Raw genomic sequence first — 16,861 nt, 5'->3', positions numbered from 1 at the left:
ACGGCAGTGCCGGGGCGTCAGTCTAGCCGAGGCAACGGCTTGCCCGTCGTGGCGCTACGGTGGTTGGCGAAAGTATGCGGAAGACTCCAGACAGTTCGCGAAAGACTCGAGACAAGGCGCGGGCCGCCGACCGGCCCGCATGGGGAGCACTGTGACACCGTTCGTCCTGCAATGCGGAACTCCGCTCCTGCCGATCACGTTGACCGACGTTCCGTTGACGTCGGCTTCGAAGATCCCCACGAACGACGAATGCGACGCGTTGTTTGCGGCGGTGGGAGCAGTGTTGGATCCCCGAGTGATCGTCCTCGGTGACGACGCATCACTGGCGGCTGTACTGACCAGGCTCATGCGGACCGAACGCCTGCACATCGAGCTGGCATTCGTCCCCGAGACGACGACCGCGGCGGGCATCAACTACCGGCTCGGAAGCGGCTCACGCGCCGCGAAGGTAGCGATGACCGGCACTGCCACACCGACGCCCCTCATTCGTGACGACGCGGGCAAGGCAATCGTAGGAAAAGCGTTGGTCGAAGGTAACGCCGGCGGCAACCTGGAGGGCGAGGCGTATGTGGACGACACAAAGCTCTTCTCGGGAACCGTCTCCGGTGTAGAAGTGATGCCGACGCCCGAGATGCCCGGTTTGAAGGCCCGCGTCATCGGCCGTCGTCGATTGTTCGAACGGCGGTGGACTTTCGGCCGCGCGATGCAGCTCGGAGCAAACGCCGCGCAACTGACGCGCGACGGCGTCCCGGGTGACCGTGAGGTCAAACGCTCGACGTTCTACCGCCACGACCAGGAGTGGTTGCTGGTGCGGTGAAGCCGAGTCCGATATTTCTCGGGGTTGTCGCCGTCGCCGCAGCCGGTGGCGCGCTGGCATGGACAGCCGAGCCGACCTCGACGTGGGCGCGCGCGGGTGTCTTCGTGCTGGTTCTGGCCGGTTGGATCGTCTCGGTCTGCCTGCACGAGTTCGGGCATGCTTTCACCGCGTTCCGTGCCGGTGACCGCGAGGTGGAACTGCGTGGGTATCTGACGCTCAACCCGCTGAAGTATTCACACCCTCTCCTGTCGGTCGTGCTTCCGATCGTCTTCATCGCCATCGGCGGAATCGGATTGCCCGGCGGCGCTGTCTATGTGCGTTCGGGCATTTTTGCGCCCGGAGTTCAGCGTCGAATCGCGCTGGCCGGCCCCACTGCAAATGCACTGATTGCCGTTCTACTCCTGGCGGTGATCCGCATTTGGGGGATGGACGGCAACCACCTCGTCTTCTGGTGGGGACTCAGCTTTCTGGCATTTCTCCAAGTTATGGCCACGATTCTCAATCTGCTCCCGGTTCCGGGTCTCGACGGCTACGCCGCACTCGAGCCATATCTGTCGAACGACACCCGCCGTGCGCTCGCGAATTTCAAGGGCTACGGAATTCTGGTTCTTGTCGCATTCCTGTTCGTCCCGGCTATCAATTCGGCATTCTTCGGCGCAATTTATTGGATATTCGGCCTGTCCGGAATTCCAGAGATCTACGCGCAGTACGGCAATTACCTCATGAGATTCTGGGCCTGAATTCGACTCGAGGGACCATCGTGAATCTCTCACGATATCGTCTGTCCATGCAGTCTCGTCACCGAGATCGCCTCGGATGTATCGGGAAGGCGGTGTTGGTGCCGTAAGCGCCCCTTCTCGTGAGACCAACATGGTTGCATACTGTGTCCATGGCTACGTGGGGAGAATTCGAGAGCGCGGCGCCGGAGCTGGCGAAGGCCGTTTCCGCCAGGTTCGGCGCGCACAAGCATCATGTACTGGCGACGATCCGTGCAGACGGATCACCTCGAGTGAGCGGCACCGAGGTGGAATTCCTCGACAATGGAACCTTGCGCTTGGGTTCGATGCTCAATGCCCTCAAAGCGCGTGACCTACAGCGCGATCCGCGATATGCGATCCACAGCAACCCCGGAGATCATTCGATGGAGGGTGGCGACGCGAAAATCTCGGGGCATGCCGTCGAACTCGTGGATCCCGAAGCGCTGCACAAGATATTCGACGCGGCACCGCCCGAACTGTCCCCCTACAACGTCTTCGATCTCGATATCTCCGAAGTTGTCCTGACGGAAATAGCCGAGGACAAGTTGAAGGTTCGGCTGTGGAAGCCGGGCGCTCCGGTGCGGACTTTCACCAGGTGAGTTCGTCCTTGCACGTAGCGCCTTGAGCACTCGGCTCGACCTGAACGGTTGCGTGATCGAGACCGTAGGTGGCCAGGACTGCCTTTGCGCGCTGGAGCAATACCGAACCCGAGCCATCACACTCGAGGTGAACCGTCGCGACGTCCATACCTGTAGTGAGCGTCCAGATATGGAGATCGTGCACTCCGACGACACCGGGAAGAGCAGCGAGATCCGCTTCGACGGCTTCGACATCGACATGTCCGGGGCTCGCTTGCGTCAGGATGCGCAACGCGGACCCGGCCAGCTTGAGTGCACGCGGAACGACCCACAGTGAGATGAGCACACCGATGACGACGTCCGCCCACGTCCAATCGAACACCAGCAGAAGCACACCGGCGATGAGGACGCCGACGCTACCGACTGCATCTGCCAACACCTCCATGTAGGCACCGCGTACCGCGATACTGTCCTTGGCATCGCCGCGAATGAGAAGCATGACAACGAGATTGGCTACGAGACCGGCCGCGGCCGTCAGGATCATCGCCAGCCCGGGGATGTCGGGCGCATCTCCGATTCGCTCGATGGCCTCGTACATGATGAAGACCGCGACACCGAGGAGCAGGACTGCGTTGGCAATCGCGGTGAGGACTTCTGCGCGGTGCCATCCGAAAGTCCGAGCGGCGACGGCACTCCCCTTGCGTGCGAGGAGAAGGGCGATCAGTCCCATCGACATTCCGAGCACGTCGGTGAGCATGTGGCCGGCATCTGCCAGCAGACCCAGCGAGTTGATCGCCAACGCCACCGTGGCCTCGACGATGAGAAATACCACGAGGATCGCCAGCGCGATGAACATCTTGCGGATCCGACCGCTCGACGGGCCTACTGCCGGCGCGGATCCCGACATGCCATGACTGTGTCCATGCCCCGCGCCCATGATTCCCCTCCGGTCGTTCGATTCGACCTCACCATATGCGTACATACGCATATGTGCAACGGCGTCGTCCCTCAGAACACGTCCGGAGTCACACCCGGCTTCTCGACGGTCGGCGGCAACGTCGCCAGAGCCGATATCCGCTTCAGACCGGCCACCTGCAGCAGATCGACGATGATCGACCGCAACTGAGCCAACACCACCGTCGCGGACAGACCTGCATTGTCGATCAGTTCAGGTTTCGCACCGGATGCGACCGACCGCAGTGCCCGCGCCGCGTCGGCCGCGTCGGGACGCTGCCCGGGATCGGCGAGAATCATCCGCCGCAGCACATCCACCGCTTGCGAGAGCTTCTCGACCTCGTCGACGAGTCGCGGATCGAGGATCTCGTCGTCACGCACCAGAGACAGCGAACGCCTCGCCAGCACCCGAATATTGCGCACTGCATTGTCGAGCGGATCAGCTGTCTTGGCCAAACCCGCAAGGCGGTTGCGTTGCCTCCAGTACAACGGTGAGATTCGCGCGATCTCTCGGCCACCCTTGAGTTCACTGCGCAGGGTGTCGATATCCGATTGCGTCGCACGCGCCTTCTTCAGCGCTTCCTCGATGGGCTTCGGGTCGTTGGCAACGAGACCGTCGGCCACCTTCTGCAACACCTCGGACGCCGTTTTCAGAATCTTCGCCGCGTCCTTGCGCGCCCGCCACACCGGATGCGTCGGAATCAGCGCAACGATCGCGATCGCGACCAGCCCGCCGACCAACGCGTCGACCATCCGGTCGATTCCGCCGGAGTTTCCGGGTGGAATGAGCGTCGCAACAAGTACGGCCGAGGAGCCTGCCTGCATAGCAAAAATCGGACCGCCGTCGAGATAGACCGCGGCCGCCATCGCGAGTGCCACGACCAGAGCGAGCTGCCAGGGGCCGCTGCCGATCGCCGAAATGATCAAGTCGCCTACACCGATCCCCAGTGTGACGCCTACAACCAGTTCCGCCGAACGCCGCAACCGAGAACCCAGTGAGAGGCCGAGCGAGATGACGGCCGCAATCGGCGCGAAGAACGGAGTCGGGTGTCCGACGATGTCGGTTGCGACAAACCAGGCGACACCGGCCGCCAAAGCACACTGAATGATCGGCAGCAACGAAGACTGGAGCCGGATACGTCCGGTCTTCAGCCGTGCCCTGCCACGCTTCGCCGTCGGGCGAAAGCGATCAGCCGAGGCCGAGCGCGTCCGCCGCTTTCGGGTCACAGTCTTCGAGGAGGTCGAGGCAGCGGGCGTACTCGTCGTTCTCGCCGATATCGCGCGCAGCCTTTGCAAGAACGGCGACGCATCGGAGGAATCCTCGGTTCGGCTCATGGTTGTACGGGACCGGCCCGAACCCCTTCCATCCGTTGCGACGCAGCTGATCGAGTCCGCGGTGGTATCCGGTGCGCGCATAAGCGTAAGCGGTGATCGTCTGTCCAGCGGTCAAAGCGGCTTCCGCCAAATATGCCCAGGCAATCGAGGCCGTCGGATTGTCGGCAGCCACCTTCGCCGGGTCCTCGTGATTGAGAAGGGCCGACTCTGCCTCTTCGTCTCCAGGCAAGAGCGTCGGCTGCGGTCCAAGCAGGTCACCGAAAGAAGTCATGGACCCCATTGTGCCCCGACACTCCGCGCGCGTGCGTCCACCCACCCTTCCGCTCGCTAGGCTCGTCTGCGTCGCACAGTCCGGTCAGTTGGGAGAACAGGGTGTCGGATCCGCAGGACAAGCCGAACGAGGTGGGCGAAGAGCCCGCCACCGAGGCGATTCGAAAACAAGAACCACCGGCCGCGAAGCAGCCGCTCACACCGAAGACCCCGCCTCCCGCGGCTCCCGATCCGGCCGAAGCCGAGACCACCGCTCTTACAAAGGTGCCGCCGACCACCGAACAGCCCCAGCCTGCGCCGTCGGCCGTGAAGCCCGCCGGCGCAACGCCCGCTGCCCGGCCGCCAGTGGCACCGCGACGCATCCCCGCGCGGGGTGAGCTCTCGCAGCCACAGGTCCGTCCCCAGCGCATCGAACCGACGCAGGGCACTTCGACCCGGAAGTCCGGGAACAGAAGATGGATCGCCGCACTCGTGGGCGCGTTGGTATTGATCGTCGCTATCGGTGTCGCGGGCTTCGCCTACCTCTCGCGCGACGACGAGGGCAGTTCGGTCGATGCGCAGATCAGAACGTCGATCCAATCGTTCACACAAGCATTGAGCGCCGGAGATCTGACGACTCTCCGAAGCGCCTCGTGCGGCGAACTCGCCACCTTCTACCGCGATATCCCGGACGCCGATTTCGCCGACGTCCACCGCATTGCCGTCGAGCAGGGCAATGTTCCGGTCGTGGAGAGCATCGACGCCGTTCAGGTGACCGGTGACGCCGCGATTGCGCAGGTTCTTGCGCACACCGCGGCCAATCCCGCCGACTCCTCACCCCGCACCTTCGACCTGCGCCGTGACGGCGATGTGTGGAAAGTCTGCAGCCCGAGTAGCCCCGCACCCCCGGAGTAATTCTCTGATCACGACCAGCACTCGGCCCCGCAACGAAAACACGTTGCGGGGCCGAGTCGGTCGAGGAAGGGTCCTATCCGGCGGACACGCTACGGCCGGCGGACTTCAGGTCGTTGCACGCCTCGATGACGCGAGCGGTCATCCCTGCTTCGGCCTTCTTCAGGTAACTGCGGGGGTCGTAGGCCTTCTTGTTGCCGACCTCGCCGTCGACCTTCAGGACGCCGTCGTAGTTGCTGAAGAAGTGCCCAGCGATCGGCCGACTGAATGCGTACTGAGTATCGGTGTCGACGTTCATCTTGACGACGCCGTAACCGAGTGCCTCTTCGATCTCACTCTTCGCCGAGCCCGATCCTCCGTGAAAGACGAAGTCGAACGGCTTGGAACCCTCGGCAAGACCGAGGTGCTCCGATGCGACCTTCTGGCCGTCGGCGAGCACCGAAGGCTTCAGCTTGACGTTGCCCGGCTTGTAGACGCCGTGCACGTTGCCGAACGTTGCTGCGAGCAGGTAGCGCGATCCCGCGTCGCCGGCGCCGAGGGCTTCGACGGTCTTGAGGAAATCCTCGTTCGAGGTGTAGAGCTTGTCGTTGATCTCGGCCTCGACACCGTCTTCTTCGCCGCCGACGACGCCGATTTCGATCTCGAGGATGATGCGTGCTGCCGCTGAAAGGGCGAGCAGTTCCTTGGCGATCTCGAGGTTCTCATCGATCGCGATCGCGGAACCGTCCCACATGTGCGACTGGAAGAGCGGGTTCTTGCCTGCGTCGACGCGCTCCTGGGACAGGGCGATCAGCGGACGTACGTAGGTGTCGAGCTTGTCCTTCGGGCAGTGATCGGTGTGCAGCGCGATGGTGACGTCGTAGCGCGCGGCGATCACGTGAGCGAACTCGGCGAGGGCTGCTGCGCCGGTGACCATGTCCTTGATCCCGAGGCCCGACGCGAACTCGGCGCCGCCCGTCGAGAACTGAATGATGCCGTCGCTACCTGCGTCGGCGAAGCCTTTGATGGCGGCATTGACGGACTCGGAACCTACGCAGTTGATAGCCGGAAATGCGAATTGGTGTTCCTTCGCCCGGCCAAGCATCTCGGCGTAGACCTCGGGAGTTGCGATCGGCACGGTGGATTCCTCCATGTAAAGAGTCGATCGGCGAGCGCTCACGCGTAGTGGCGCGCGCCGTGTGTCCTCTGCAGTATGGCAACTCACCGACGCTGTGTCGCCCGGGACCCACCGCAGGGCTCTGAAATCGATCACGGCTAATCGGGCAGTCCGTATCCGGTGGTCGAAACCTGTTGTTCAGGTTCTCCCAGGTTCGGCCGGTAGTGTGAGCGCCGTGAGTTTCAATGCCGCCTCGGAATCCGTGACGACCAACCTGGCTTTGCTGCCCGGGTTCCTCGATCCGGTCAACCTGCTCAATTCGTTCGGCGCCTGGGTGTTGGTCGGATTGCTGCTAGTCGTTTTCATCGAATCGGGGTTGCTGTTTCCCCTGCTACCCGGTGATTCACTGCTGTTCACAGCAGGGCTGATAGCGGCATCGAAGTCGACGGACATCGAGCCGTTCGCACCCATCTGGCTCCTGCTGATCCTGATTCCCATCGCCGCGATCCTCGGTGACCAAGTGGGATTCCTTATCGGTTCCAAGGGCGGTACCGCCCTCTTCAAATCGAACGACGCGCGCTTCTTCAAGAAGAAGTACATCGACGAGTCGCATGCCTTCTTCGAAAAACACGGGCCGATCACCATCATCCTGGCGCGCTTCGTTCCGATCGTTCGCACGTTTGCCCCCGTCGTCGCCGGTGCGTCGAAGATGAAGTACTCGCTGTTCCTGACCTACAACGTCGTCGGAGGCATCCTCTGGGGTGCGGGTGTGACGATGCTCGGCTACCTGCTCGGCCAGATCGATTTCATTCGCGAGCACGTCGACATCATCTTCATCGTCATCGTTCTCGTCTCTGTGCTCCCGATCGTCATCGAGGTGGGCAAACGGATGATCAAAGCACGCAAGACTCCGTTGGCCGAAGCGACCGAGTCGATCGAATCGCAGCGGGACGCCACTTCCTGACATGGTGCGTCGAGCATGATCGGCCAGATCAACGCACAAGCGTCCGAGACGATGACGGCGATGGGCAGTTTCGGACCGCTCACCACTGCCGGTCCCCTCGTCGTGTGGACCATCGTCGTCGCCTTCGTGTTTCTCGAATGCGCTGTCATCATCGGCTTGTTTCTTCCCGGTGACTCGATGCTCGTGACCGCAGGCATCGTCATGGCCACACACTCGTCCGGAGTCGGCCACATCTGGGCGCTGTCGGTGGGCGCGATGATCGCCGCGATCGCCGGAAATCAAGCCGGATACGTCATCGGCCACCGCACCGGCTCCAAGCTCGTCGCACGCAAAAACGGCAAGTACCTCAACACGAAGAACCTGCACAAAGTGAATGTTCTGCTAGAGAAGCACGGCTTCTGGGCTGTGCTCGTGGCTCGCTGGATTCCATGGGTCCGCACGCTCTGCCCGATGGTCGCAGGCGCAGCGAACATGAACCATCGTAAATACACGATTGCCAGCACCCTGGGCGCCATCATCTGGGCGCCGGTACTGCTGCTGATCGGCTTCTACTTCGGCAGCTTCCTCGAGCAGGTCCCGTGGCTGCTACCGGCGGTATTGATCGCGATGATCGTCGCGCTCGTCTTGGGTACCGCACTCGGCATCTGGCAGTACCGCAAAGAGATGGCCCGCCCGACGGAAATCGTCGAGGTGGAAGAGGTTCGGGAGTAGAGCTTCGCTACCGGAAGCCGGCCGCGGAGACGACGTGGGCGGCTTCCATCAACATCCATCCACTGAGTTGGACCGATAGATCCCGCTCGGGAATCTTGGACGAGCGGACGGTTCCACCGGTGAACGTGGCGATGGAATGCCCCGGCCCGGGCAGGCGCGCCTCCTTGTTCCAGGCGGCGCCGAACAGCGGATGGTCCTCGACCTCGAGTCTGTTCTCCCACGCGGCCTCCGCCGATGCAAGCACGATCGACGCCGCCAGCGAGCGAGCCTGTTCGTCCTCGTCGCAGTCACCGGGGAGCGTCGTGGCGACGAAAGCGAGGTTGCGCGCCAGAATGCCGTCGAACAGACCGCCGTCACCGCCGCCCCCGCCCACGATCACCAGATCCCGGCACAAGTGCGTCTCGACGGCGGCAACCAGCGCGTGAACGCGTGCGCGATGCCGCGGCGCATCGAGACGAACTGCCAATTCGGTCTCGACTCCGAGCACGACGCCCTGGCAGTAGCTGAACACCGCACGATCGAGCACGCCACCCGTGCGAATGCCGTCGAGGATCAAACCCGTCGCCGGGTCGCGCAGGTGTGCGTCCATCCAGTCCGCCATGGCCTGTGCGCGCCACAGCCGACCGGTGCGGGCAAGCAGTATCGACGCAGGCCCGTTCGCCGGAGTGTTGTAGAAATCGTCACCCTTACGCCACGGTATTCCGCCGCCCTTCTTCGGCGCCCAGGCGTCGAACAACTCCAATTCGATCGTGTGGATCGCCGACCGATTGTCGACGGCGTGCAACCGCTGCGATCGCTCCAGCGCAAGGCCGAGCCATGCCATGTCGTCGTAATAGTTGTTGGTCCATCCGGTGATGTTCCGAATGCGATGTGCGCGAGCAATTTTGGACAGCTTCCTGCGACGCTTGACCGTGGGCGCTCGAGTTGCCGCGTCGACAGCACAATCCAGCAAGTGCGCCTGCCACCAGTAATGCCAACGTCCGAACAGTCGTTCGCGCCGGACGGGGGGCCACGCCACCACTCCTAGCGCGGTACCGGGCAGTCCCCACAATCGACGTACGTGGCGCGCGTAGACCGCCCCCTCCGCGGCGTCCGCACGCTGCGACCATTGCTCCTGCATGCCCCGATCCTGCCATTACAGGCAAGACGAGTGACACAAGGAGTCAGGTCCACGCCTGAGACAAGTCCGCATGCTGCCGAATCCAGGAATGCATAGCGATACCCGCAGCCACTCCGGCGTTGATACTTCGAGTCGACCCGAACTGGGCGATGGACACCGTCATCGAGGCGCCGCCGCGGGCTTCCTCCGTCACTCCCGGGCCCTCCTGGCCGAACAACAGCACGCAGTCACGCGGCAGAACCGCCGTTTCCAGCGGCACCGATCCCGGTGTGTTGTCCACGGCGACAACGGTCAGCGCGTTCGCTCGGGCGAACTCGAGCAAGTCGGCGACCGTGGCGTGGTGGTGAATGTGTTGATAGCGATCGGTAACCATCGCACCCCGCCGATTCCACCGACGACGACCGACGATGTGAACTGCCTGCGCAGCAAAAGCATTGGCCGTCCGGACCACTGTGCCGATGTTGGCGTCGTTCGTGAAGTTCTCGATCGCGACGTGAAGACTGTGCCGACGACTGTCGATGTCGGCAACGATCGCCTCACGTGTCCAATAGCGATAGGCGTCGACGACATTGCGTCGATCTCCGTTGTCGAGCAGTTCGGCGTCGTAACGAGCATCGGTCGGTCGCGGTGCCGTGTACTCCTCGATCCACGGACCGACACCGTTGGGGGCCTCACCCCACTCCGTCGGTCCGGCATCGGCTGCGACTCCGGATTCCATGTCGCTCAAAAGGTTTCGTTGCTGTCGGCAGCAATGCGGAAACCGTGACCGGTCTCGTCGTTGTTGCAGGAGATACCGTCGGCAGCCGAGATGCACGTGTACCCGTCGCCGACGATCTGCTGACCCACCTCGAGCGGCGGATCGATCGTTGCACCACCCGAGGTGTACACCGCGCCACCGGAGCACATGAACTCGGCTGCGCCTTCGTTGGTGACGCGAATCCCGTTGCCCCAGCTGATCATGCACGACTCAGGGCGCGGTGGAACCGGCGTGGTCGCGCCTTGACAGCCTGCCTCCGTTCGAGAAGGAAGAGTGACGATTCCGCACTGGAACTGCCCGTCCGGAGAACTGAAATAGTAGGCGCCCTGTAGCGGGGCATACGTAGTCTGCGGCATCGGCGGCGGCGGAGCAGGCTCGGTCGTGGTGGGAAGCGGCGCCTCGGTAGTGGTGACGGGAACAGGTGCGACCGTCGTAGTAGTGGTCGCGGCGGGCGCACTCGTCGTACTCGGCGGCGAGGTTACGGCCACCTCTGCACCGGACTCACTGCCACATGCCGTCAACAGTGCCGACACCGCCAGGACTGCCGCTGCTGCAAGACGCTTGTCCACCATGAAATACCCCGACCCCGCTCTCGCTGACCTGTTTCGCAGTGCGACCCTACCGGCGCACCGAGACAAGCACTGTGGGGTGGGGTCAGGTGTGACTCAAACGGCGGTTGATCTCCCGCGTCAACCATGCCGGGGAGAATCGCGAACCGATCGACATCGCCTTGGACTGCAACCCCACCGGGAAATGAACCTTGTGGAGTAGGCGCTTCGAAGGCCGGGTGGCGTCGAAGATCGCTTCGGAGACGTCGTCGGCCGTCAGCTTGATCCCGAGCGAACTGGTGGTGCCCGTGGAAACACCCTGGGTCATCGCGGTCTGCACGAACAGCGGCCACATCGCCTTCACCGAGATGTCGTACTCAGCCCATTCGAGGTCCAGGGCCTCGGTGATACCGCGAACCGCGAATTTCGTCGCGCCGTAGGTGACAAGTTCGGGTTGGCCGTAGATCGCTGATGCGGAACAGAGGTTGACGACCTGCGCACCGGGGGTGGCCTTCAGATACGGGAAGGCGGCGAGAGTTCCGTAGACGACCCCATTGAAGTTGATGTCGATCTGACGCTTGTGCACATCGAGAGAAATCTCTTCGAACTTGCCTGCAACAAGAATGCCCGCATTGTTGATCAGGACGTCGAGTCGCCCGCCGGACTCCGCGTCGAACTCTGTCAGCCGATCCGCCCACTGAACCGGGTCGGTGACGTCGAGAACTCCCGTGACGACCCGGCCACCGGCCGCGGCGATCTCCTTGCTCAACGACGCCAATCCCGTCTCGTCGATGTCATAGGCCCCGACGAGGTATCCCGAGCGAGCGAATTTCAATGCGGTGGACCGTCCGATCCCGGCTGCCGCGCCGGTGATGAACACAGTTCGAGTAGTCACACCGACAGGATAGGGGTTACTGGGATTATCGGTAAACATTTGGACAGATTTCAGGACTACCCTTAGTAGGTCTTCGAGGAGATTTCGGTGAATCACGAACGAATTCTGCGAGCGGTTGCCTTCGTCGCTGTCGGCTACCTCGTCGTGTTGATCATCTGGGCCGGCTGGCTGCGAACGCACACACCGCCCGGGACCCTGCCCTACCAACTTGTCGGCTTGGTTGCCGGATTCGGCACCGCACTCGGGTTGGCCATGATGGTCGCCAACCGCCCTACTGCCGAACAGCGACGCCTGGCCAAGAATGGCGTCGAGGGCTGGGCGACGGTCGAGGCGAGTCGCAGGATCGACGAGAGGAAAATGGAACTCGACTTGGCATTCACAGTTCCCGGTTCGGATTCCTACGTCGGCAGAATCGTCTATTCGATACCCCCGTCGGAGACAGCGCGATTCCAAACCGGTCGAACCTTGCCGATCATGGTCGACCCGTCGGACCACCACCGCGTCCTACTTCTGCCTGGTGAATCCTTCGACGAGAAGTAGCTGAGCGGCGGAATACGTCGCCAGAATCGCACCTTCGACGACCCGCCGAGACGTCTCGCTCGACAGGTAGAGCCGTCGGTACACGATCAACGCGTCGGAGACGGTGAACAGGATTCCGCCCAGCGCCTGCCAGGAACGCGGATCGGCATTAGGCACCACCACACCCGCAAATACATCAGCTCCTGGTGCGGACGCTGGATCTGCAGCCAACGTCGACATCGCCGCCAGAGCTACGCCGTACCCGGCCAACCCAGGAGCCACCTCCGGTGACTTTCGCGCCAACTGTGACGACGCCACCGCCCACCCGACGAAGCGCGGTACGGCAGCGGTAAGGGTCGGTCGACTGCCTGCCGACGCGAGAAGGGCGCAATAGCAACCCTGCATGACGGCGAACGCCCCGGCTCCGCGCAGAATCTTCGAATCGTCATCCGGGTCCATCAGCAGAACGTCCCCGACGGTGGCGGCCGTGAGCGCTACCCCGAGGACCGGCGAGAAGCGTCGCATCCCGAGCGCGAGCGCAGGAACGATCAGGGGCTTGGCCACCCGGTGCACCTTCTCGTTCCCGGTAACCGCACCGAATACCGTCGCGATGGCAGCCGAACCGAATGCAACACGTGAGAACGTCGATCGCTTCATCGGACTTGTTTCCTCCATCGTCGGTTGAGCTGAGCAGATATGTGATGCTGACCTTGAATGCTTGATCGCAGGCCCCAAGGTTGTCATGGTGATAGTTGGACACGCGAGAGAACACGTGGGGATGACGATGCGCCGAAAGCATGCAGAGCACGCCGGGACGCCCCGGTCACCTCATCTTGTCGAGCGAAACCCACTGGTTCGCCGCTCGGACCGCATTCAGTCCACCATCAAGACCACCGTCTTCACTCTGATGATCCTGATGCTGCCGGTAGCTGCGTGGATCGGCATGTCCACCCTCGCCGTCGGGCAAAGTCGGGTCGCAGCACAGGAGAACAGTGTCCACCAGGTCACTGCCACCACCACCGCCGCCGCCGATATCGCACCCGTCCTGCAGGGCGAAGTCGGATCGGTCACGAGCACCACCGTCGGCGCGACGTGGAGTCATGACGGTCTCGACCATCAGGGACAGGTCTCTCTGCCTGCGGGCAGCCCCTCCGGCACCCAGCTCCCGATCTGGGTCGACCGCGACGGCGACCCGACCGCACCTCCGGCAACAGGGGCCGATGCCGTCGTCACTGCACTGTTCACCGGATTCGGCAGCCTCTTCGCCGCCGCATCCATTCTCGTCGGCACCTATTTTGCGGTCCGCTTCCGTCTCGACGCCCAAAGGTACGACGAGTGGGACCGCGAGATCGCGGCGCTTCTGGGAGAGAACGACCAGTCCTGATCCAGTGGTAATGGCGCGTCGACGACTCCCCCGCCGCATGTACGAGGTAAAGAAAATCACAGTCGCCTATCGACGCAGCTCAGCCACCCAAACCACTTCAGTCACAAGCGTCCCACACGTAACACTTCGATAACCAAACCCGAAGTAAAGCTTAGAAGACCGTCGGGTCCGTTACGGTCTTGGAACGCTCGTATGCATGTCTCACTAACCTGAAATTCCGTGTCGGGGCGGAAATACGGCGGCTCAGACCGCTACCGACTGAAGGGCTCCACATATATGTCGCACAAATCGATCTCTAGGTCTCGGCGTGCCCGCATTGCCGCAGCCGGCGCGGTAGTCGCAATGTCGCTGACGGTCGCCGCACCGGGCATCGCGTACGCGCAGGAACCCACCACACCGGGGACTTCCACGGAAGAAGCAACACCGACCGGGGAATCCACCGCGGGTACCGAGGAAGGCGTATCCGAGAGCGTGGTGCCCAACGCCGCCGTTCCTGCAGCCAACGAGGGTGACGCCGCCGAGGTCGGACCGATCGTTCCTCTCGAGGCGCCGTCCGCCGAGCGCCCACTACCTCAGGTCACTGCCGGCGTAGTCATCAACGACGACGGCACAGCGACCATCGACGTCACTGTCGTCCCGCAGCTCTCCGAAGCGGAGAAGAAGGCGCTCGCCGACGCCGAGATCGCCAGCAAGGCAGCCGCGGAAGCCTCGGTCGCCGCCCAGACTCGCTACGACGCAGCCGTCGCCGCAGCAGCAGCCTCGAACACCGCCGCAGCCAAAGCCGAGCTCGATGCCGCAGGCGCCGCACTGAGCGCGACCGACGCAATGAAGGCAGCGGAAGCGGCCAAGGTTGCCAGCATCGCGGCCTCCGCCGCAGCCACCGCAGCCAAGGACGACAAAGCAGCGTTGGATGCCAAGGTCGCCGAAACCAAGACCGCCGCCGAGACAGCGAAGACCGAAGCCGCGGCCGCCGAGAAGAAGGCAACCGAGCTAGAGGCCGCCGCCGCAGCAGCGGGTGACCCCGAAGCCGTCGCAGCCGCCGCCGAAGCACGGGCAGAGGCCGACGCGAAAGCAGAAATCGCGTTGACTGCACAGGCCGACTTCGACAAGTCGACGACGGAACTGCGCGAGTCCGTCGCCGCCGTCGAAGAAGCGTTCAAGAAGTTCAACCTCGCGAAGGTGACTGCAGCCGTCCGCGCGGCAGTGGCTACCGCAGCCCGCTCGGCGTCACTGGCCGTCGAGGCCAGAGCGACTGCGGAAGCGTCTGCAGCTGCAGACGCCAGAGCAACCGAGCTCGAAGCAGACGCTGCGGCGAGCACTGAGGAGGCCGCTGCCGCGACCAAGGCCGCCGAGGAAGCACGGGCTGCCGCAACCAAGGCAGCTGCAGATCTGAAGACAGCGGAGGCCGCCGCAACCGCTGCAGCCGAAGCTGCCGCGACCGCAGGTGACAACGCCGCCGATCTGGAAGCAAAGGCGACCGCAGCAGCCGCTGCGCTCACCAAGGCAGAAGCCGACGCCATCGCCGCGAACGAGAAGGCGGCGGCGCTCGCAACCGCCGCGGATGCCGCTGAAGCCGACGCAAAGACGAAGGCCGAGGCCGTGACCGCAGCGAAGGCCGAGGCAGAAACTGCCAAGATCGCCGCCGATGCCGCAGCCAAGGCCGAAGCAGACCTGAAGAAGAAGGCCGCCGACCTCGCCGCCAGTGGCCCGAAGCTCAGTTTGACCATCAACCTCGGTGGAACCGCTCACGACGACGTCGACAGCACCAAGGTCGACGAGACCACCGTGGTCGTCGACGAGACCGGCGTCGAACTCATCGGAGTCTTCAACGAAGACGGCTCCTTCACCGTCGCCGACTACTTCACCACGAACGACCAGGGCGTCATGACGGTTGCCGGTGAACTGCCCGCCGTCGATCTGGCGCTGGGTGATTCAGTCGATTCGGCGTCGAGTAGTTCTTCCGACTCCAACGCGCTGCCGGCGATCCTTGCCGGCGTCGGAGTCGTCGCAGTGGCCGCAGTCGGTGGCGGACTGTACCTGCGTCGCCGCAACGGTGCCGATGCTTCGTAGATCCATCTGGGTCACTACTTCGGCACTGCTCATCGCTGTATCCGGTTGCGCAAGTGACGGTTCCGACGTGAGCAGTCCCAGCAGGGAGTCGGTGGAGGCGCAGATTTCTGCGCCTTCGCCGACTGCCGCGGTCGTCGATCCGGCCCAGCCCGCCGCCATCGAACTACGCTCTTCCGACGGCGTCACCTACATGAGCAGCCCGGTCAATCCCGACGGCCTCTTTCGTGGAGGCGACAGCGGCCAGGTACTCAATCCTGTCGACGAGCGACCTGCATGGTGGGCCGAGAGTGGGCTACCGGGGACCGAGGCACAACAGACCGTAGTGGTTGTGGGCCACAACTATTCGAAGAAGGACGCACCGTTCAAGGCGCTCGGCGTCGCACAGCCGGGCGACCGAGTCGTACTCGATACCCCCAACGGAGTTCTCGAATACGCGGTCGAAAGCGTCGGCCCACTGCCGAAGGGTTCACTACTGGGCGACAACGACCTTCGTCGCTCGGTGCCCGGACGGCTGATCCTCGCCAACTGCGACGTGCGCGGCGGCGAACCGACGAACGACAACTTCATCGTGGTCGCTCAGCTGCTGTAGTTGGGCTCCTACAAACCTAGATCTCCCAGTCCGAGGAGCGAACGGTATTCGAGCCCCTCGGCGGCGATGACGTCGTCGGCACCAGTTGCCCTGTCCACGACGGTGGCAACTCCGACGACCGTCGCACCCGCCTCCCGCAGCGCTGCGACGGCGGTCAGCGGCGAATTGCCGGTGGTTGTGGTGTCTTCCACCACCAGCACCCGCTTACCGACGATGTCGGGTCCTTCGATCTGGCGCTGCATGCCGTGCGCCTTCGCGGCCTTCCGCACGACGAACGCGTCGATCGGGCGGCCCGGTGCGTGCATGACTGCGAACGCAACGGGATCGGCGCCCATCGTCAATCCGCCGACCGAGTCGAAATCCCAGTCCGCGACGAGTTCGCGCATCAACGAACCGATCAGTGCGCTCGCTCGGTGATGGAGCGTCGCGCGGCGTAGGTCGACGTAGTAGTCGGCCTCTTTTCCCGAGGACAACGTCACCTTGCCGTGGACGATGGCAAGTTCGCGTACGAGGCCGGCCAATTCGGCCCGCTCGGCATTGTCGGCGCTGATGGCCATGAAGAAATCCCTTCGGTCGTCTCCGGAGAATCTACCGACTCCTCTGTC

Annotated in this window: 20 protein-coding genes; 10 read left to right on the top strand and 10 right to left on the bottom strand. The window is 63.3% G+C overall.

All coding sequences use genetic code 11. The annotated features are described in order from the left end of the window. The first annotated feature begins 139 nt into the window (after positions 1-139). From ABIB36_RS08565 to ABIB36_RS08555, 3 genes are all read left to right on the top strand, one after another. Positions 140-817 (top strand): hypothetical protein, encoded by a 678-nt coding sequence (locus ABIB36_RS08565; protein WP_084345419.1) that lies wholly within the window; start codon positions 140-142, stop codon positions 815-817. After that, entirely contained in the window at positions 814-1,557 is a 744-nt protein-coding gene (locus ABIB36_RS08560) for a site-2 protease family protein (protein WP_354559762.1), read from the top strand. Before ABIB36_RS08565 ends, ABIB36_RS08560 begins: the two co-directional genes overlap by 4 nt. 149 nt (positions 1,558-1,706) lie before the next feature. Beyond that, positions 1,707-2,174 carry a pyridoxamine 5'-phosphate oxidase family protein gene (locus ABIB36_RS08555; protein ID WP_084345421.1) on the top strand — a complete coding sequence of 156 codons (468 nt, stop codon included), beginning with the start codon at positions 1,707-1,709 and terminating at the stop codon, positions 2,172-2,174. Here the strand turns inward: ABIB36_RS08555 and ABIB36_RS08550 are convergent. The 3 genes from ABIB36_RS08550 to ABIB36_RS08540 all read right to left on the bottom strand — a co-directional run bounded on the left by ABIB36_RS08550 (position 2,164) and on the right by ABIB36_RS08540 (position 4,713). Further along, the gene (locus ABIB36_RS08550; protein WP_354559765.1) at positions 2,164-3,090 is read right to left on the bottom strand and encodes a cation diffusion facilitator family transporter; all 927 of its coding nucleotides are present in this window, start codon (positions 3,088-3,090) and stop codon (positions 2,164-2,166) included. The genes ABIB36_RS08555 and ABIB36_RS08550 overlap by 11 nt on opposite strands. 71 nt (positions 3,091-3,161) lie before the next feature. Next, a complete protein-coding gene (locus ABIB36_RS08545) occupies positions 3,162-4,259 on the bottom strand; it encodes an FUSC family protein (RefSeq protein ID WP_084345861.1) in 1,098 nt (365 codons plus the stop codon). Between the two features lie 37 nt (positions 4,260-4,296). Continuing rightward, complete coding sequence (locus ABIB36_RS08540) at positions 4,297-4,713, bottom strand: DUF3151 domain-containing protein (protein WP_084345423.1); 417 nt, start codon at positions 4,711-4,713, stop codon at positions 4,297-4,299. Between the two features lie 101 nt (positions 4,714-4,814). Between ABIB36_RS08540 and ABIB36_RS08535 the strand changes: the two genes are divergently transcribed. Next, positions 4,815-5,606: an Rv0361 family membrane protein gene (locus ABIB36_RS08535; protein ID WP_084345424.1), complete on the top strand. Its 792-nt coding sequence runs from the start codon at positions 4,815-4,817 to the stop codon at positions 5,604-5,606. 73 nt (positions 5,607-5,679) lie between these two features. Here the strand turns inward: ABIB36_RS08535 and fbaA are convergent, their stop codons facing one another. Then, on the bottom strand, positions 5,680-6,720 hold the full coding sequence (gene fbaA, locus ABIB36_RS08530; RefSeq protein ID WP_084345862.1) for a class II fructose-bisphosphate aldolase: 1,041 nt from the start codon (positions 6,718-6,720) through the stop codon (positions 5,680-5,682). A 214-nt stretch (positions 6,721-6,934) separates the two neighbouring features. On the opposite strand from fbaA, the gene ABIB36_RS08525 reads away from it, so the two are divergent. Further along, positions 6,935-7,663 (top strand): VTT domain-containing protein, encoded by a 729-nt coding sequence (locus ABIB36_RS08525; RefSeq protein ID WP_143542041.1) that lies wholly within the window; start codon positions 6,935-6,937, stop codon positions 7,661-7,663. Between the two features lie 60 nt (positions 7,664-7,723). Next, a complete protein-coding gene (locus tag ABIB36_RS08520) occupies positions 7,724-8,374 on the top strand; it encodes a DedA family protein (protein ID WP_084345864.1) in 651 nt (216 codons plus the stop codon). 7 nt (positions 8,375-8,381) lie between these two features. Here ABIB36_RS08520 and ABIB36_RS08515 read toward each other — a convergent pair whose 3' ends face one another. The 4 genes from ABIB36_RS08515 to ABIB36_RS08500 all read right to left on the bottom strand — a co-directional run bounded on the left by ABIB36_RS08515 (position 8,382) and on the right by ABIB36_RS08500 (position 11,733). Then, complete coding sequence (locus ABIB36_RS08515) at positions 8,382-9,494, bottom strand: glycoside hydrolase family 76 protein (protein WP_084345425.1); 1,113 nt, start codon at positions 9,492-9,494, stop codon at positions 8,382-8,384. A 43-nt stretch (positions 9,495-9,537) separates the two neighbouring features. Continuing rightward, the gene (locus ABIB36_RS08510; protein WP_354560201.1) at positions 9,538-10,212 is read right to left on the bottom strand and encodes a TrmH family RNA methyltransferase; all 675 of its coding nucleotides are present in this window, start codon (positions 10,210-10,212) and stop codon (positions 9,538-9,540) included. Positions 10,213-10,217: 5 nt separating this feature from the next. After that, positions 10,218-10,823 (bottom strand): DUF6636 domain-containing protein, encoded by a 606-nt coding sequence (locus ABIB36_RS08505; RefSeq protein WP_354559769.1) that lies wholly within the window; start codon positions 10,821-10,823, stop codon positions 10,218-10,220. A gap of 82 nt (positions 10,824-10,905) precedes the next feature. After that, on the bottom strand, positions 10,906-11,733 hold the full coding sequence (locus tag ABIB36_RS08500) for an SDR family oxidoreductase (protein ID WP_179142174.1): 828 nt from the start codon (positions 11,731-11,733) through the stop codon (positions 10,906-10,908). A gap of 48 nt (positions 11,734-11,781) precedes the next feature. Between ABIB36_RS08500 and ABIB36_RS08495 the strand changes: the two genes are divergently transcribed. Beyond that, positions 11,782-12,234 (top strand): hypothetical protein, encoded by a 453-nt coding sequence (locus ABIB36_RS08495; protein WP_084345428.1) that lies wholly within the window; start codon positions 11,782-11,784, stop codon positions 12,232-12,234. Here ABIB36_RS08495 and ABIB36_RS08490 read toward each other — a convergent pair. Continuing rightward, complete coding sequence (locus ABIB36_RS08490) at positions 12,199-12,870, bottom strand: lysoplasmalogenase (RefSeq protein ID WP_354559771.1); 672 nt, start codon at positions 12,868-12,870, stop codon at positions 12,199-12,201. The genes ABIB36_RS08495 and ABIB36_RS08490 overlap by 36 nt on opposite strands. Positions 12,871-12,997: 127 nt before the next feature. Between ABIB36_RS08490 and ABIB36_RS08485 the strand changes: the two genes are divergently transcribed. The 3 genes from ABIB36_RS08485 to ABIB36_RS08475 all read left to right on the top strand — a co-directional run bounded on the left by ABIB36_RS08485 (position 12,998) and on the right by ABIB36_RS08475 (position 16,256). Further along, entirely contained in the window at positions 12,998-13,597 is a 600-nt protein-coding gene (locus ABIB36_RS08485) for an Rv1733c family protein (protein WP_354559773.1), read from the top strand. Between the two features lie 276 nt (positions 13,598-13,873). Continuing rightward, positions 13,874-15,667, top strand: a complete 1,794-nt coding sequence (locus tag ABIB36_RS08480; protein ID WP_354559775.1) for a hypothetical protein — start codon at positions 13,874-13,876, stop codon at positions 15,665-15,667. A gap of 67 nt (positions 15,668-15,734) precedes the next feature. Continuing rightward, the gene (locus tag ABIB36_RS08475) at positions 15,735-16,256 is read left to right on the top strand and encodes a class F sortase (RefSeq protein WP_354559777.1); all 522 of its coding nucleotides are present in this window, start codon (positions 15,735-15,737) and stop codon (positions 16,254-16,256) included. A gap of 8 nt (positions 16,257-16,264) precedes the next feature. On the opposite strand, the gene pyrE is transcribed toward ABIB36_RS08475, so the two are convergent. Then, positions 16,265-16,813 (bottom strand): orotate phosphoribosyltransferase, encoded by a 549-nt coding sequence (gene pyrE, locus ABIB36_RS08470; protein WP_084345867.1) that lies wholly within the window; start codon positions 16,811-16,813, stop codon positions 16,265-16,267. Between the last annotated feature and the right edge of the window lie 48 nt (positions 16,814-16,861).

Source organism: Rhodococcus sp. UYP9, from assembly GCF_040547235.1.
Taxonomy (GTDB): domain Bacteria; phylum Actinomycetota; class Actinomycetes; order Mycobacteriales; family Mycobacteriaceae; genus Rhodococcoides.
The sequence above is the reverse complement of the archived record's forward strand: the minus strand, read 5'-3'. Positions and strand labels throughout refer to the sequence as shown.

Bases quoted from the DNA above. Each gene is read 5' to 3' on its own strand.
- ABIB36_RS08550 (WP_354559765.1), bottom strand. From the start codon at position 3,090: ATGGGCGCGGGGCATGGACACAGTCATGGCATGTCGGGATCCGCGCCG.
- ABIB36_RS08490 (WP_354559771.1), bottom strand. From the start codon at position 12,870: ATGAAGCGATCGACGTTCTCACGTGTTGCATTCGGTTCGGCTGCCATC.
- ABIB36_RS08565 (WP_084345419.1), top strand. From the start codon at position 140: ATGGGGAGCACTGTGACACCGTTCGTCCTGCAATGCGGAACTCCGCTC.
- ABIB36_RS08485 (WP_354559773.1), top strand. From the start codon at position 12,998: ATGCGCCGAAAGCATGCAGAGCACGCCGGGACGCCCCGGTCACCTCAT.
- ABIB36_RS08510 (WP_354560201.1), bottom strand. From the start codon at position 10,212: ATGGAATCCGGAGTCGCAGCCGATGCCGGACCGACGGAGTGGGGTGAG.
- ABIB36_RS08515 (WP_084345425.1), bottom strand. From the start codon at position 9,494: ATGCAGGAGCAATGGTCGCAGCGTGCGGACGCCGCGGAGGGGGCGGTC.
- ABIB36_RS08540 (WP_084345423.1), bottom strand. From the start codon at position 4,713: ATGACTTCTTTCGGTGACCTGCTTGGACCGCAGCCGACGCTCTTGCCT.
- ABIB36_RS08555 (WP_084345421.1), top strand. From the start codon at position 1,707: ATGGCTACGTGGGGAGAATTCGAGAGCGCGGCGCCGGAGCTGGCGAAG.
- ABIB36_RS08505 (WP_354559769.1), bottom strand. From the start codon at position 10,823: ATGGTGGACAAGCGTCTTGCAGCAGCGGCAGTCCTGGCGGTGTCGGCA.
- ABIB36_RS08520 (WP_084345864.1), top strand. From the start codon at position 7,724: ATGGGCAGTTTCGGACCGCTCACCACTGCCGGTCCCCTCGTCGTGTGG.
- ABIB36_RS08480 (WP_354559775.1), top strand. From the start codon at position 13,874: ATGTCGCACAAATCGATCTCTAGGTCTCGGCGTGCCCGCATTGCCGCA.
- ABIB36_RS08500 (WP_179142174.1), bottom strand. From the start codon at position 11,733: ATGTTTACCGATAATCCCAGTAACCCCTATCCTGTCGGTGTGACTACT.
- pyrE (WP_084345867.1), bottom strand. From the start codon at position 16,813: ATGGCCATCAGCGCCGACAATGCCGAGCGGGCCGAATTGGCCGGCCTC.